Raw genomic sequence first — 13,973 nt, forward strand, 5'->3', positions numbered from 1 at the left:
TCACATCCTCCCGTGACCGGGAGGTGAATCATCAACTCGCTGCAAATGAAAGATCTTTTATGAGTTCACGCCCTAGTCGTACAGGCTTGTACTGCTTCTCTCCCTAAGAGTCCTTTAACCTGCCGCCGTGGCAGCTTGGCTTGAGGGACGTGGACCGGCCCGGACCCGCTGCCGGCCCTGTCGCCTCATTCCATGCAATGCAGCGACCTCGAGGGGACGCTAAGAAGGCTTCGGGTCGCCTGGCGCCGAGCCAGCGTTAATGGTGAGCCGTGCGCTTCTTGTGAGACGTGCGGTGCCGATGGACACTGCCGGTGTTCTGGGGGATTCCAAGCACTCCCTTCACACCGCCAGCCACGCCGCCAGCCACGCCCCCAACGGCCCCGCCAACAGCGCCGCCCACCGGACCCGCTGCACGGTTGCCTACGGCTGCCCCCTGCTCGGCTCCACGGACAATCCCCTGTGCCTGCCCGGCAGCAGGCAAGGCAAGAACAGCAAGACCGATTGCCGAAAGGAGAACATAAGGTTTCATCAGGATCGCTCCTCTTTGCAAAGACATCAAACCCGAGCCGCACAGGAGGTTCCCTGCCGAGCACAGGTCCAATCGCGACGCTGGTACACATCTTGACTTAACCCTGGGCAAAAGCTTTGCAGGAGCCAAGGTGGGCTTTCCTTTCGTATTTCGCTGATCCTGCCCCCTACGAGCGTGTAGCTCAGCCGATAGACCAACTGACTTTTAATCAGAGGGTCCTGGGTTCGAGTCCCAGCGCGATCACCAACAATGTCAAAGGGTTACCGGCATCTGCCCTTTGATGCGTTTTCTCCCAGGTAGCCAATAGGTAGCCAGACGTCTGGACGCAGAGGCTGACCCGGATCCGACCCAAGCCAAGCCGAAGAGCGCGAACGACTAAGTGAGTCGTTCGACACCTACCCCTTCCTATAGCTCCCAGCGCAGCCGCAATGGTGTCACAGCATAGTCTGTGATCAGGCCGGAATGTCTGTTCTCCCGTAGTGAGCAGACCTTCAGCGGGCATGTCTGAACTTCCCAATGTGACCGAGGTTGTGTGGAAACGCGATTTCGAGCGACGTGCGATGGCCGCTGTTTGCATGTACAGCTCCGGCAAGAGTTGGCCGGCATGGGAGGTCAGGCTGCCAGCGCTTTGAGCAGGGGTCTGACACCCAGGATGTTGATCATCCGCTTCAGGTTGTAGGCGAGCACGTGCAGGCTCATCTCGGTTTTGACCTTCTCCAGGCTCTTCATCAGGAAGTGAGTGCTGCCCATCCAAGCCTTGATGGTCCCAAACGGATGCTCCACCGTTTGCCGGCGAATGAGCATCGCCTCTGGCATGCGTTCCAATCGGGCCTGCATCCGGTCGAGCACATCTTCATGCTGCCAGCGCTTCACCCGCCTGTGCTTGTCCGGCGTGCATTGGGGCTTGAGGGCGCAGGTCGAGCAGGCCGTCAGATTGCGGTAGTGGTCGATGGTGTCCCGACGATCCGAGCGCACCTTACCCTTCGTCAGATGCTGGCCGGCCGGGCAGATGTAGCGGTCATGTTCGGCGTCGTAGATGAAGTCCTGTCCGGGAAACAGGCCACGTTTGGTGTTGCCGGAGGTTTGGGTCTTGGGAACATAGGGCAGGACACCAGTGCCCTCGCAGGCCAGCACCTCGTCACCGTTGTAGTAACCTCGGTCGGCCAGCACGGTGAGTTCCTCACACGCCATCACGTCCCGGGCTTGTTGTCCCATCGCCAGCAGTTGCGTGCGGTCGTTGCCGACATTGGTCACCTCGTGCGCGACGATGAGATGATGCTCCGCCTCCACCGCCATCTGCACGTTGTAGCCGACGACCCCAGTGCCCTTGCCGCTGGTGGCCATCGAGCGGGCACCCGGATCCGTCAGAGAGGTCTGCTGGTCGGGCGCAGCCTCCACCTGCTGCTCCATCTCCTTCAGAGATTGCATCGCCCGGCGCAGGCCCGCGATCTTCTCCTTGAGGCGGGTTGTCCTGGCCTCGGTCTCCGCGCCAGGCTGCCGATCGGCGCGATCCAGCGCGGCGAGATAACGTGCGATGCCGGCCTCGACCTGCTCGATGCGCTTGGCCACCTTGGCGACGGTGAAGTTTTTGTCGCGATTGTTGACGGCCTTGAACTTGGAGCCGTCGAGGGCAACGACCGCGCGGGTGAACAGGTTGAGCTTGCGGCACAGCACGACGAGCTGCGCGCACGCCGCACGGATGGCCGGTCCGTTGTCGCGGCGGAAGTCCGCAATGGTCTTGAAGTCTGGCATTAGCCTGCCGGTCAGCCACATCAGTTCGAGATTGCGCTGGGTCTCCCGTTCGAGGCGGCGGCTTGACGGGACGCGATTGAGATAGCCGTAGATGTAGATCTTGAGCAGGGTCGCGGGATGGTAAGCCGGGCGGCCTGTCACCCCAGGCACCACGCCGGCGAAGCCGAGGGCCGCCAGATCCAGCTCGTCCACAAACGCTTCGACGATGCGCACAGGATTGTCGGGCGCCACATAGTCGTCCAGGCATTCAGGAAGCAGGGTGGCCTGCCGGCGATCTTCCCCTTCAACGAAACGCTTCATGCTGCCGTCCGCTGATCAACATCAGCTTAGCAGATCAGCGCGTTTCCACACAGCCTGGACCCAGTGCGGACATACCCACCGCATGCTCCCGCTTCCCGGTCGCGATCGTTTCCAGGCCGCGTGAATTCGCCACGAGAACGCTGTATCCACCAACGCTGAACTTGCGCGCCAGCGTCGGGCTACTGAGCCCGAGCCGACAGTGCTAGTCCTCGTGTTTTCGTCCTTCCGGAAGTGAGCAACTTGGCCATCACGCAGTGACGGCGCGATTGCGGGCGACGATCTCGTCATGCGTGAGCTTGGCGCCCGCTGCCGTGAATTCCTTGATCAGCGCCTCGCGGTTCTCGGGAGCGCGCCGTCTGTCGGCGGCCGCCAGAGCGGCTTTCAATTTGTTCAGCGTCAGTTCTGTGCAGTAGCCCGGGGTGCCGGGCTGCTGCCGCCAGGACTCGGCGAGTGTGCCCGCATCCAGCGCGTCGAACCCCGTGGCGTCCGCCAGCTGGAACGCCGTGGCCTTCGCGGTTGCGTCATCGCCGGCGACCGGAATGGCGATGCGTCCCGGCGTGCCTGCCGGCTTTCCCCTGTCGGACAGGGGGTTGGCCAGCACCGCGTTCCATGCCTTGATGACCGGGCGGCCGATCTGTTCGCTGACCCAGACGCTTTCGGGCTTGCCGTCATCGACCTCGGTGATCGCGCCGTCGCGGAAGGGATAGTAGTTCGAGGTGTCAATCACCACGACCTCGGCCGGGACATCGCTGAACAGACCGGCCAGATCAGGGTACCGCGCGAACGGAATCGACAGAACGACGACATCGACGTCCCTGACCGCCTGCTCCTTGCTGACGGCAATGACGCCAAGGTCACGGGCGAGGTCGCGAAGGGAGTCCAGCCCTTGCTAGTTCGCGAGTTTGACCTCATGGCCGCTGGCGGCCAGCTTCCGCGCCAACGTGGCGCCGATGTTTCCAGCGCCGATGATTCCGATCCTCATGGGATGTCCTTTCGTGAAGGCGGAAGAGCGTCCGCCTCAGTCGCGGATGCGGGCGCTTGGGAGATGCGCGCCCTCCTCACGCAATGCCAAAAGTGTCACCTCCTGAAATGCGCTCACAACTCCTGCCCCATCGAGCGAAACAGGATGTCGTTGATATCGACGTCAGACCGGCAGCCCGTTCTGCTTTCGCAGGCTTTTGTCGAAGGCGGATGCAGGGACGAAACGGCGCAGGAAACTGACCTGGCGCGCCATTTTCCCGGCCGTATAGCGCCTCCTCGGAGCGGATTCGGTGGCTGCTTTCAAGACCGCCCTGGCTACAACTTCAGGCGCATCGCCTGCTGCTATCGCTTTCCACAGGATCGCATTCATGCCGGCGCGCGCGGCATCATAGATATCAAGCAACTGATCCGGCTTGGCGAGATTTTCTTCAAATGACGTACGGGTATATGCAGGCTCAATCAACACAACGCGAATTCCGAACGGACGCAGTTCATGGTCAAGCGATTCGGAATAGCCTTCAATGGCATGTTTGGTCGACGAATAGAGTGCGGAATAGGGAGCTGGGATTAAACCCAGCACCGAACTCAAGTTAACGATTCTGCCCATCCCTTGACGTCGCATTGTCGGTAACACCGCGTTCGTCACGCGAAGAACGCCGAAGACGTTCACGTCGAACAGCGATTGAGCTTGGACAATCGAGGACTCCTCCGCGCCGCCGAGCAGGCCAATTCCGGCATTATTGACAAGCAGGTCGATGCGCCCGGCCTTGGCCAGCACCTCATCGACCAGTTTCGCCACGGACGCGTCATCGGTCACGTCGCAGGCCAGCATGGTAATGCCGTCGGAGCTTTCGGCGGTTGCACGACGGCTGGTTCCGAATACGCGAAAACCTGCGCTCTGCAACGCTTTGGCAGTCGCGCGCCCGATGCCGGAGGATGCCCCTGTCACGAGGGCGACGCTAGGAGTGGTCTTGTTCATGGAAATCATTTCTTTCTTCGTGTTGGATCAAAGTGGGAGAAGGACGAAAGGTCGGAGCGAAGGGCTTCAACCATGAGCGCCTCCGGCGTTCGCGTCGGCCCACCGGGCGGTCCAGCGCCTGAACAAGGCGCTGGCATTCACTCCGCCAAAGCCGAAGCCATTGGAGATCGCGTACTCCATCTCCATTGGCCGGGCCTCGTTTGCGACGAAGTCGATCCCGTCGCCGGCCGGATCGGGCGCGCTCAGATTGAGCGTCGGCGGTGCCACCTGATCCCTGATCGCGAGGATTGCGAAGATGGCTCCAAGCCCGCCGGCGGCGCCGAGCAGGTGTCCGGTCGCCGATTTCGTCGCGCTGACGGCTATCGCGAAATCACGCCCGAACAGGCTCTTGATCGCTTCGATCTCACCCAGGTCGCCGACCGGTGTGGAGGTCGCATGCGCATTGAGATGACGAACCTCGCGCGGCGAAATCTCTGCCTGGGCAATCGCAATCTCCATGGCCCGGCGCGCCCCGTTGCCGTCCTCGGGGCCGGACGTGACGTGGTGCGCATCGGCGGTCGTGCCGTAGCCCACAAGTTCGGCGAGCGGTTTCGCACCGCGCGCCAGCGCGTGGCTCAATTCCTCAATGACAAGGATGCCGGCTCCTTCGCCCATGACGAAGCCGTCGCGCTCCATGTCGAAGGGGCGCGAGGCTTGTGCCGGCGTCTCATTGAAGCCGGTGGAAAGAGAGCGTGCTGCGGCGAAACCACCGAGGCTGACGATGTTCATACATGCTTCCGTTCCTCCGCACACGGCGATATCGGCTTCGTTTGCGCGGATCAGACGCGCCGCATCGCCAATCGCCTGGATGCCGGCCGCGCATGCCGTCACCGGCGCGCCCAGTGGGCCTTTGAAGCCATGGCGGATCGAGACATGACCTGCTGCGAGGTTCACGAGGAAGGACGGCACTGTGAACGGCGACAGGCGGCGGACACCGCGCGTGTCCACCGTACGCACCGCCTCGGTGATGGCCGGGAACCCGCCGATGCCTGATGCGATGATCGTGGCTGTGCGCAGGCGATCCGCTTCCGAGACGGGTGTCCACTTCGCTTGAGCGAGTGCCTCTTGTGCAGCGGCGAGCCCGAAGAGGATGAACCGGTCTACCTTGCGCTGATCCTTCGGCGCCAGCACGGCATCCGGATCGAAACCAGCGTCCGGATCTTCTTGCAGGGAGGGCACCACCCCGCCGACCTTCGCCGGCAGGTCTCCCACCACATCGTCCGGAAGCCTCCGGATGCCCGAGCAACCGGCCAGGAGACGCGACCAGGACGTTTCGACATCTGCGGCAAGGGGCGTGACCGCGCCCATACCTGTTACAACAATCCGTCGCATGGATCTTCCTCTCGATCTGGGTACGTGGGCAGCGCTGTCCAGCCGTGGCTCAATCCTGTACGGACACGCGCTCGCGATCACCGCTTGCTTCTGCCAGCCTCGCAATGAGCTCAAGCCCGGACCAGCCCACCATGTCGGCGGTTGAAACAGTTGCGCTGCGCGCTTCGGCCGGAGAATCCATCGTCATTGGCGCGGTCCTTCTTGGGCCTCGCCGGCAGACAATCCCGTCAGCACGCTCTCGGCGGCCGCTTGCAGGAACCGCTTCGACATCTGCTCGTCGTTGACAGCGCGCGAGAGGACCACCGCACCGACCATCGTCGACAGAATGGCCATCGCCTTGCCGCCGGGCTGCCCGCCGACCTTCTCGCCGCCGGCCTCGCCAATCCAGCCGCCGAGCATCTCGAGGTAATCCCTGATGCCGGCTTCAAATGACGCCTTTACGTCGGCGCCCTGCCGGGCAGCGTCCGAGCCGAGCGCGATCACTGGGCAGCCGTCCATCCTTTCTGCACGGTGCCCCATGCTGAGATAGAACGCGACGACCGCTCCAAGCGGGTCCTGCGGATTGGCCTGCGCAGCGGCGGACCACCGGCCAAGGGCATTCTCCAGCGCACGTCTGGAAGCCTGCGCCGCCAGATCGTCTTTGGATTCAAACTGCTTGTAAAAGGCGCCTTGGGTCAGCCCGGCACCTTCCATCAGGTCCTTCAGGCCGATGCCGTCAAAGCCATGCTCCCGGAAAAGGCGGCTCGCGACGTTGATGACCGTCTGCCGGTTTTCCTCAGCCTGAACGCGGCTCACGCGCATCACCGATCTCCTCTTTTTTAGATTGCATTCGTAATCTATATCCGATATAGAGTGTGAACGCAATCTAATTTTATCGAGGCGACGGGCATGAAGAAGAGACCCGCTGTTGTACTGGGAGGCATCCTGATCGCAGTGTCAGGGACAGCCGCAGTCGTCACACTTGCTGTACCTACGCAGGAAGCCTCTGCCGTGAGCGACCCGCGGCAGGATCCGCCGATCGTCAGACTGGTGACGGCAGCGTGGGTGACCGGATCCGAACGCAGTTTCACGGGCATCGTCGGAGCAAGGGTGCAGAGCAATCTCGGTTTTCGCGTCGCCGGCAAGATCGTGGAACGGCTTGTGAATGTCGGTCAGTCGGTCAAAGCCGGTCAGCCGCTGATGCGGATCGACGAAACCGACCTTCGCCTGGCGCTCACGGCGAAGCGCAACGCCGTTGCCGCAGCGCGCGCATCCGTCGTTCAGACGGACGCAGATGAGCGGCGATACGCCAGTTTGCTCAACAATGGATGGGCTTCCCGACAGCGCTATGAGCAGGCCAAGGCCGCGTCGGATACAGCCGAGGCGCAACTCGCCGCCGCTGAAGCAGAAGCACGGGTCGCCGAGAACGAGGCGACCTACTCGGTCCTGGTGGCGGACGCGGATGGAACGGTCATCGAAACGCTTGGCGAGCCGGGACAGGTCGTCTCCGCCGGCCAGACCGTGGTTCGGCTTGCCCAGGCCGGCCCCCGTGAAGCAGTGGTCGCGCTTCCCGAAACGATCCGGCCGGCGATCGGCTCGAGGGCCGAGGCCCGTGTGTATGGAAGCGACGGACATCGCCATACGGCACAACTCCGGCAGCTGTCAGACGCCGCCGATGCCCAGACCCGGACCTATGAGGCCCGCTATGTGCTCGACGGCGAGGCCGCGGCCGCACCGCTTGGCGCGACGGTGACCATTCTGTTGGTGAACCAGGCCAGCCAGCCGGAGGTGGAAGTGCCACTCGGAGCTGTGCTGGACAATGGCCAGAGAACCGGCGTCTGGGTGTTGGACAGCGCCACCTCGACCGTACGCTTTCAGCCCGTCAAGCTTGTTCGGGTGAGCGGCGAAACCGCCGTGATCTCCGGACTGAGCTCTGGTGATCCGATTGTTTCGCTCGGCGCTCATCGCCTGCAGGAGGGCGCTCGCGTCAGGACTGCGTTGGAAAGCAGGAGCAACTGATGAGCCTCAATCTTTCCGCTCTCGCCGTTCGCGAACGGGCCGTCACCTTGTTCTTCATCCTCCTGCTGGTGGCTGCCGGCGCCTATGCCTTCGTCATGCTCGGACGGGCGGAGGACCCCAACTTCACTATCAAGACCCTGACGGTCACGACGGCATGGCCGGGCGCGACGGCGCGCGAGATGCAGGACCTCGTCGCCGAACCGTTGGAGAAGCGGCTACAGGAGCTGACCTGGTACGACCGGGTGGAGACGACCACCCGGCCAGGTTATGCGTATATGACGGTGACGCTGAAGGACAGCACACCGCCATCTGTCGTACAGGAGGAGTTCTACCAGGCCCGTAAGAAGCTCGGGGACGAGGCGCGCAACCTGCCGTCCGGCGTCTTCGGCCCCTTCGTCAATGACGAATATTCGGATGTGAGCTTCGGCCTTTACGCCCTCAAGGCGAAGGGCATGCCGATGCGCGAGCTGGTTCGGCAGGCCGAGGTGATCCGCCAGGACCTTCTGCATGTGCCCGGTGTCAAGAAGATCAACATTCTCGGTGAACGACCCGAACAGATATTTGTCGAATTCTCCTATGCCAAACTGGCAACCCTCGGCGTATCGGCAGAGGACATCGTCGCCGCCTTGCAGCGGCAGAACACCGTCACACCGGCAGGCTCGATCGACACCCGGGGGCCGCGCGTCTTCATCCGGGTCGACGGCGCTTATGACAGTGTCCAGGCGATCGCCGACACGCCGATCGCCGCTGCGGGGCGGACGCTGAAGCTCTCCGACATCGCCGAGGTCCGCCGCGGCTATGAGGATCCTCCCACCTACCTCATCCGACGTCAGGGTGAGCCCACCATCATGCTCGCGGCGGTGATGCAGGAGGGCTGGGATGGCCTCGCGCTCGGCAAGGCGCTGGAGGACAGGACGGCGGCCCTCGCACAAACACTGCCGCTCGGGATGACGCTCGACAAGGTGACCGACCAGGCCGTCAACATCACCTCGGCGGTTGACGAATTCATGCTGAAGTTCGCGATGGCACTCGGCGTGGTGCTGCTGGTGAGCCTGCTCAGCCTGGGCTGGCGCGTCGGCATCGTCGTGGCAGCCGCCGTCCCGCTGACGCTGGCGGTTGTATTCCTCATCATGCTCGAAACCGGTCGGTTCTTCGACCGCATCACGCTCGGCGCCCTCATCCTAGCGCTTGGTCTTCTCGTGGACGACGCCATCATCGCCATCGAGGTGATGGTGGTGAAAATGGAAGAGGGCATGGACCGCATCAAGGCGGCGGCCTATGCGTGGAGCCACACGGCGGCGCCGATGCTGTCCGGAACACTCGTGACGATCGCCGGGTTCCTGCCGGTGGGCTTTGCGCGCTCGACGGCCGGCGAATACGCCGGCAACATCTTCTGGGTCGTGGGATTCGCTCTCGTTGTCTCCTGGATCGTCGCGGTGGTCTTTACGCCCTATCTCGGCGTCAAGATGCTGCCCGCGATCAAACCGATCGAAGGCGGTCACCACGCGATCTACGACACACCGAACTATCGGCGCCTGCGCCGGCTGATCACCTTTGCCGTGCGCCACAAGTTCGTCACCTGCGGCATCGTTGGCATCGCCTTCGCGCTTTCCGGCGTCGGCATGGGCACCGTCAAACAGCAGTTCTTCCCGACATCCGACCGCCCCGAAGTGCTGGTGGAGGTCCGCCTGCCGGAAGGCACCAGCATCGAGACGACGACCGCCACAGTCGAGAAGCTCGAACACTGGCTGGACGACCAGCCCGAGGCCAAGATCGTCACGAGCTATGTCGGTCAGGGCGCTCCCCGCTTCTTCTTCGCGATGGCGCCGGAACTGCCTGATCCTGCCTTCGCCAAGATCGTTGTGCTGACACCTGACGCCGAGGCGCGCGAGGCTTTGAAACACCGGCTCCGAGAGGCGGTGTCACAGGGGCTCGCACCCGGGGCCTATGTGCGCGTCACGCAGCTTGTGTTCGGACCCTACACACCGTTCCCGGTCGAGTTCCGGGTCATGGGACCTGATCCCGCGCAACTGTACGCGATTTCTGAAAAAGCCCTTGATACGATGCGCGGCGTCCCGGACGTGCGGCAGGCCAACCGCGATTGGGGCAACCGCACACCCGTGCTGCGCTTCATCCCGGATCAGGATCGACTGAACCTCATCGGCCTCTCGCCGGCGGAGGTGGGCCGGCAGCTCCAGTTCCTCCTCACCGGCACCGCCGTGACGCAGGTCCGCGAGGACATCCGCAATGTCTCCCTCGTGGCCCGCAGCGCCGGCGGCGAGCGGCTGGATCCGACGCGTCTGGCGGATTTCTCACTGATGAGCCGGGACGGCCGCCAGATTCCGCTCGACCAGATCGGCCATTCGGAGGTCCGTCTGGAAGAGCCGATCCTGAAGCGCCGCGATCGCACGCCCGTCATCACGATCCGCTCGGACATCAATGAGGCGACCCAGCCTCCAGAGGTTTCCAAGCAGATCATGACGGCCCTTCAGCCGCTGATCGCATCCCTTCCGGTCGGCTATCGCATCGAATTGGGTGGATCGATTGAGGAGGCGGCCAAGGCCAACGCCGCGTTGGGTAAAGTCTTCCCGGCCATGATCGCCGTCACGCTGATCGTCATCATGCTGCAGGTGCGATCCTTCGCGACCATGGCCATGGTGCTGCTGACGGCACCGCTTGGCCTCGTCGGCGTCGTGCCGATGTTGCTCACCTTCAACCAGCCCTTCGGATTCAACGCCATTCTGGGCCTGATCGGACTGGCCGGCATCCTGATGCGCAATACGCTGATCCTGACTGAACAGATCAAGGAGAACCGCGCTGCCGGCCTTGACGACTATCACGCCGTCATCGAGGCCACGGTGCAGCGGACCCGTCCTGTGATCCTGACCGCGCTTGCCGCTGTGCTGGCCTTCATCCCCCTCACGCACTCCGTCTTCTGGGGATCGATGGCCTATACGCTGATCGGCGGTACGGCGGCTGGAACAGTTTTGATCCTGGTCTTCTTGCCGGCCCTCTATGCGGCGTGGTTCCGGATCAAGCCTGAGGTCGTCGATGAGGAACATGAGGCCCTGCAAGACACTGAGCCGCAGAGACTTGCTGTCGTTGCTGCAGCCGCTGAATAGCGCAGATCTGAGAGTATCCGAAAGACGAGGAAGAAAGATGAACTGGTTTCTGGAGAAGATGCGTCTGTATTCCGTGGCGCTTTCCGGCATAGATGATCCGACAGGCGAACACTTACATAATCTGGAAGCACGGGTGCGGCACCTGGAGAGCGAGATTGCTCGTCTTGGGGGTCGTCTCGACAGGTTTCCTGACGCGCCGCCAGGCTACCAGGATGCGTCCGGAAAAGAGGCGTAGCATTGACAACGTCGAATGCGATGCGGCAGGCCGATTGACGCTCGACCTCCGGCGGGAAAGCGTTTTCCTGAGCAGAACAGCACCGCGAGTACCACCTTTATTATCCGCAGCGCCGTCAGTCTTCGCGGGCCTTCAGGCTCCTCGTCGAGGCGCTTCGGTACCGCGGCTGAAACGGAGACTGCCACCAACGGATTGAGATTGCGGGTTTAGGGAAGGACCGCTCATGGCACGCCTCGGTCGTTTGTTTGGCGGCTGCTTAAGCCTCAAGTCCGGACGTTGCTCCGGTATGCTTGGTGACTTCTGAGGCGGCTCATCGACGAGCCGCCTCTGCGTTTAGATTTCAACCTGTTCTGCAATCAGAAGGGCGTCGTCGACGTCGATCCCAAGATACCGAACAGTGCTCTCAATCTTGGTGTGACCCAGCAGAAGCTGAACGGCTCGGAGATTGCCTGTCCTTCGGTAGATCATCGAGGCCTTGGTGCGCCGGAGTGAGTGGGTGCCGTAGGCGGAAGGATCAAGCCCAATCGAGCGAAGCCAGGATGCCAGCAGGCGAGCGTACTGGCGCGTGGTCATGGGTCTCGTTCGGTTGATTCTGCTCGGAAACAGCGGCTCGCCCTTATGCAGGTCCTTCTTCTCCAGCCAGCGCGCCACAGTCTCCCGGGTTTGCTCCGTGATCTCGAACTGAACAGGCCGGCCCGTCTTCCGCTGCATAATGGTCGCGCGGGATCGCACCCGCCCATTGAGGGCCACATCGTCGACCCGAAGCGCAATGAGGTCACAAGCTCGTAACTTGCTGTCGAGAGCCAAGTTGAACAGAGCCAAATCCCGGATGCGATGGGCAACCTGGAGCCTGACCCGAATGGACCAGATCTCCTTCGCCTTGAGAGGCGGCTTGGGGCCAATCAGCTTGCCCCAATTCCAGGGTTTGGTGGTTCGGCAAGTATGGTCAGAGGTACTGTCTTGCATTGCAGTGCTCCTGAAGCGAAGCCCCCCGCAATGAACCTTGGCCGTCTCTACCGATAGCAAAACCCGGCTGCGCATTCGTCCTAAGGTTTTCGTCAGCTTACCAGGGTAAGCCAGACGTCTCTTACTTTGCGCCGATCTCCTGCTCGTGACCGAGGCTGTGTGAAAACGCTGATGAGCCACTCCATGAAGAAACTTTATGTCTCGTAAGGTTTGCTAGGCCGGGGAATCCTCGGTGCAGACGCCAGAACTTGTACAAATATTTTGCCCTGATCGGTCTGGTTCGCGTTTTCACACAGGCTGGACCCTGAACCGACATTGACTGCTGCACCACTCAGATAGCTGTTTTGCCCTCGATCGCGCTCATGCACTGGGCAAATGACCCCGACCAGAACCCCTTCCCCAGTGGAAAATGTCAATCAATTGGCGCAGCCCCAGTTTGAAGAACGGGGTCTGCCTTCACGTGGGCTTGCGCGAATTCCTTCGTGTCGGGGTGGACCAGCAAACCAGTCCTAACCGGATCTTCCGGGAGGGGGAGGAATTTCAGTGCCTGCCCCTGACCGGTCTGCCTGTCGCTGGGCTTGGGCGGGTGTCATGGCCAGTCGAGGGCTCCCGACCAGCGGAACGGCCAGCCGGTAACACCACGATCAGCGGCAGAAGGGCAACGACCATCTCCACAGAAAATTCACAGTACGCGTCACGGCGGGCTGGCATCGATGGCACCAGAGATCGTTGCTGAACCTGACTCAACCCAGCTCCGGGGAAGGAAGAACAGCCATGTCACGAGCACGAAGGGGGCTGTCAGTGCCGGGATCGCCAACGGCATCAAGGCGACGTTCAGGGCCGACTGTGCGATAACCGTGAACACAGTCCCCACCGCAGCATACACGGCGGCGCGACCACTCGGCCGATAGAGGACTGTCCCGAGCGCGATCGCCGTCAGGACGGGACTGAAGCCAAGAAGGCCCCCGGTGATCAGGTTGCTCTCGGCGCCCAGGAGATGGGCGGTCAGAACCGCCAGGATTGCGCCAGCGAGTGCGAATGCAGCCGCGGCGAGGGAATTCACCGCGAGGCCGACGAGGAAAATCAATGCCGCGACCCCGCTGGCCTTCAGGAAGACCTGCGAGATGCTCAGGAGGGTTCCCCCGACAAGATCGACCACCTGGAGCGGACTCGCCTCGTAGGCCTGGAAGGGAACGACAACACTGCCGGTTGGGAGCGCCGTGCCCGTCAGCCCGGAGAAGCCGTAGGACGCCAGCAGAAGCAGCCATGTGACGACGACGAATGGAAAGGTCAGGGCGGAGGCGCCCCAGGGCTTCAACGCGTTGGCGATCCCGCACGTGGCGACGACCGAGACCGCGGCTCCCAGCACCATGTAGCCCCAGAGCAGTGCCCCGGGCGCGAGAAACGTCGCCAGGGCGAGCCCGACAAGAACTCCGTTATAGCCATAGAGGCCGGCTGCGATGGACGCTGGGTCGAGCCGAAGCCAGTACGCCGTCAGGGTTGCAACGACAACGGCCACGACACCAGCAATCGCCACGTGCGGCACACCAGCCGCGTATGAACCCCAGGCGATGGCGATGAGGAAGAGAAGACCGGTCAGCGGGTTGTCCTGGAACATCACCTGCCCGATGCCACGCAGGTTGGCGTCCACGAACCGCAAGACAACCGACGATGTGCACAGGCTTTCCCAGTACTTCAGAAGCTTCTGCATCGCCACCTCCACGAAACTTCTGGTCCTCG

11 protein-coding genes and 1 pseudogene are annotated in these 13,973 nt (G+C 62.5%); 3 read left to right on the top strand and 9 right to left on the bottom strand.

Annotated features, from left to right (window positions below):
* Positions 1-256: 256 nt before the first annotated feature.
* The 7 genes and pseudogenes from JKL46_RS27255 to JKL46_RS27285 all read right to left on the bottom strand — a co-directional run bounded on the left by JKL46_RS27255 (position 257) and on the right by JKL46_RS27285 (position 6,713).
* Entirely contained in the window at positions 257-529 is a 273-nt protein-coding gene (locus tag JKL46_RS27255) for a hypothetical protein (protein ID WP_201839102.1), read from the bottom strand.
* A gap of 612 nt (positions 530-1,141) precedes the next feature.
* A complete protein-coding gene (locus JKL46_RS27260) occupies positions 1,142-2,581 on the bottom strand; it encodes an IS1182 family transposase (RefSeq protein WP_201839103.1) in 1,440 nt (479 codons plus the stop codon).
* A gap of 247 nt (positions 2,582-2,828) precedes the next feature.
* Positions 2,829-3,563: pseudogene (locus tag JKL46_RS27265) on the bottom strand (NADPH-dependent F420 reductase).
* 162 nt (positions 3,564-3,725) lie between these two features.
* Positions 3,726-4,541 carry an oxidoreductase gene (locus JKL46_RS27270; RefSeq protein ID WP_201839104.1) on the bottom strand — a complete coding sequence of 272 codons (816 nt, stop codon included), beginning with the start codon at positions 4,539-4,541 and terminating at the stop codon, positions 3,726-3,728.
* Positions 4,542-4,607: 66 nt separating this feature from the next.
* The gene (gene fabF / locus JKL46_RS27275; RefSeq protein ID WP_201839105.1) at positions 4,608-5,912 is read right to left on the bottom strand and encodes a beta-ketoacyl-ACP synthase II; all 1,305 of its coding nucleotides are present in this window, start codon (positions 5,910-5,912) and stop codon (positions 4,608-4,610) included.
* A 49-nt stretch (positions 5,913-5,961) separates the two neighbouring features.
* Positions 5,962-6,099, bottom strand: coding sequence for a hypothetical protein (locus JKL46_RS27280; protein ID WP_201839106.1), 138 nt, complete (start codon positions 6,097-6,099; stop codon positions 5,962-5,964).
* Positions 6,096-6,713, bottom strand: coding sequence for a TetR/AcrR family transcriptional regulator (locus JKL46_RS27285; RefSeq protein WP_201839107.1), 618 nt, complete (start codon positions 6,711-6,713; stop codon positions 6,096-6,098). Before JKL46_RS27285 ends, JKL46_RS27280 begins: the two co-directional genes overlap by 4 nt.
* 87 nt (positions 6,714-6,800) lie before the next feature.
* On the opposite strand from JKL46_RS27285, the gene JKL46_RS27290 reads away from it, so the two are divergent.
* From JKL46_RS27290 to JKL46_RS27300, 3 genes are read left to right on the top strand one after another with little or no spacing between them, the layout of a single operon-like run.
* Entirely contained in the window at positions 6,801-7,910 is a 1,110-nt protein-coding gene (locus JKL46_RS27290) for an efflux RND transporter periplasmic adaptor subunit (RefSeq protein WP_201839108.1), read from the top strand.
* Positions 7,910-11,032 (top strand): efflux RND transporter permease subunit, encoded by a 3,123-nt coding sequence (locus JKL46_RS27295; RefSeq protein WP_201839110.1) that lies wholly within the window; start codon positions 7,910-7,912, stop codon positions 11,030-11,032. The genes JKL46_RS27290 and JKL46_RS27295 overlap by 1 nt, the downstream gene beginning before the upstream one ends.
* 37 nt (positions 11,033-11,069) lie before the next feature.
* Complete coding sequence (locus JKL46_RS27300; RefSeq protein WP_201839112.1) at positions 11,070-11,267, top strand: hypothetical protein; 198 nt, start codon at positions 11,070-11,072, stop codon at positions 11,265-11,267.
* A 333-nt stretch (positions 11,268-11,600) separates the two neighbouring features.
* Here the strand turns inward: JKL46_RS27300 and JKL46_RS27305 are convergent, their stop codons facing one another.
* Complete coding sequence (locus JKL46_RS27305; RefSeq protein ID WP_201839117.1) at positions 11,601-12,233, bottom strand: tyrosine-type recombinase/integrase; 633 nt, start codon at positions 12,231-12,233, stop codon at positions 11,601-11,603.
* 694 nt (positions 12,234-12,927) lie between these two features.
* Positions 12,928-13,944 carry an urea transporter gene (gene yut, locus JKL46_RS27310; protein WP_201839119.1) on the bottom strand — a complete coding sequence of 339 codons (1,017 nt, stop codon included), beginning with the start codon at positions 13,942-13,944 and terminating at the stop codon, positions 12,928-12,930.
* Positions 13,945-13,973 lie beyond the last annotated feature (29 nt).

Origin of the sequence: Microvirga zambiensis WSM3693, from assembly GCF_016735695.1 — a bacterium.
Lineage (GTDB): Bacteria > Pseudomonadota > Alphaproteobacteria > Rhizobiales > Beijerinckiaceae > Microvirga > Microvirga zambiensis.